This window comes from Acidiphilium sp. PM (genome assembly GCF_000219295.1).
Taxonomy (GTDB): Bacteria; Pseudomonadota; Alphaproteobacteria; order Acetobacterales; family Acetobacteraceae; genus Acidiphilium; species Acidiphilium multivorum.
In genome coordinates, this window is record NZ_AFPR01000328.1 from 1 (window position 1) to 1,697 (window position 1,697).

The following is a 1,697-nucleotide window of genomic DNA, read 5'->3' on the forward strand; positions in this document are numbered from 1 at the left end:
CCCGCTCGGCCGCCGCCTGCGCCTTCGCCGCCAGCGCCGCGCCCACCGCGGCCTCCCGCTCCGCCATCGTGCGGGTATCGAGCATCGAGGGCGGCGCCGGCACGATCCGCGCCAGCACCGTCCGTCCCGCGGTCACCGGGTCGCCCGGATCGGCGGTGATCCGGTCGAGATCCCCGGTCAGCGGCGCCTGCAGCGTGTAGACGTGGCGCACCCTGGTCTCGCCGTCATCGTCGATGGTCACGCGCAGCATGCCTCTGGCAACGGTGGCGACATCCACCGCCACCGGCCGCGGGCGGAAACTGTAGACGATCCCGGCGCCGACCGCCGCGGCCAGCACGCCCCAGATCACGATCCGCCGGACGAAGGGGCGCATGGGTTCCTACTCCCGCGTCTTCAGCACGGCGATCATGTCCAGCCGGTCGAGGTGCCGCCGCAGCCAGGCGGCGACAATCGCCGCCGTCGCGATCATGATCAGCGCCGCGGTGCCATAGGTCGACGGGTAGATCACCGGCGGCACCCGGAACAGCTCGGTCTCGAACGCCTTGCCGAAATACCAGGCGAGCAGCGTCCCCGCCCCGCAGCCGAGCGGAATGGCGATCCAGACCAGCAGCCCGATCTCGCCGAGCAGGATATAGGCCACCTCGGCGCGGCTGAAGCCGAGCACCCGCAGCGTCGCCAGTTCGCGCTCGCGCTCCGACAGCGCGATGCGGATCGCGTTGACGATCACCCCGACCGACAGCGCCGAGGCGAACCCGATGAAGAAACCAAGGAAGATGTCGATGGTCTCGCCCATCGTCCGGTGGAACGTGTCGATCGCCGCCCGGCGGAACTGGATCGCGGCAATCCCCGGCAGGGTCCGCAGCCGGGCGAGAAACGCCGCGCGCCGCGGTTCATCGAGCGTGACATGAACGCCCGAGAGCACGCTGCCATCGCCCATCCGCCGGTTGAGCGCGGCAAGGTTCATGTAGGCCGGCTTGCCGATATAGGTGTCGAACAGCCGGACGACCGGAACCGTCAGCACCGCGCGCCGCCCTTCGAGCAACTGCACGCGGACCGGATCGCCGATGCCGGCATGCAGCAGCCCCGCCAGCTGGCGCGACAGCACCAGCCCGTCCGCCGGCATGTCGATCGGCCCCCGCGCCACGTCATGCACCGGGGCGAGGCGCGCGCCGGCCGGCACGCCGATCACCGGTTCGCGCTGTTCGGCCCGGCCGCGCGCGAGCCGCGCCGGCACGATGCGGAACGGCTCCGCCGCCAGCACGCCCGGCAGATGCCGGATATCGTCGAGAACGCCGCGCGGCCGCAGGTCGTTGAAGGTGATCGTCGCGTCCTGCCGCTGGCCGCGCTCGTAATGCGTCTCGACCAGCGCGTTCACCGCATCGACCCATTGCAGCGCGAGGATCAGCACGCCGACCGAGAGCGCGAGGCCGGCGCTCGCCAGGAAGGCGCGCAGCGGCCAGCGCAGCAGGCGGCGGACGATCATCCGGCTCGGCCCGTCGAGGAACCGCCCCAGCGCCGCCGGGCCGAGGCGAGACCGCCGATAGACCGCCGGCGGCGCCGGCTGCATCGCGATCGCCGGCGGCAGCCGCGCGGCGCGGCCCACCGCCCCCCATGCCGCCGGCGAGCGAGGTGGCCAGGCTCACCGCGGCGGCGATCGCGAAACTCCGTGGCCCGGGCTGGTAGAGCAGGAACGGAAA

General features: G+C 72.6%; 1 protein-coding gene and 1 pseudogene. Both read right to left on the bottom strand.

Annotated elements, in window-relative coordinates; translation table 11 throughout:
* Positions 1-373, bottom strand: a pseudogene (locus APM_RS12235) (efflux transporter periplasmic adaptor subunit); the annotation flags it as partial.
* Positions 374-379: 6 nt separating this feature from the next.
* The gene (locus APM_RS12240; RefSeq protein ID WP_007423694.1) at positions 380-1,603 is read right to left on the bottom strand and encodes an ABC transporter permease; all 1,224 of its coding nucleotides are present in this window, start codon (positions 1,601-1,603) and stop codon (positions 380-382) included.
* Positions 1,604-1,697 lie beyond the last annotated feature (94 nt).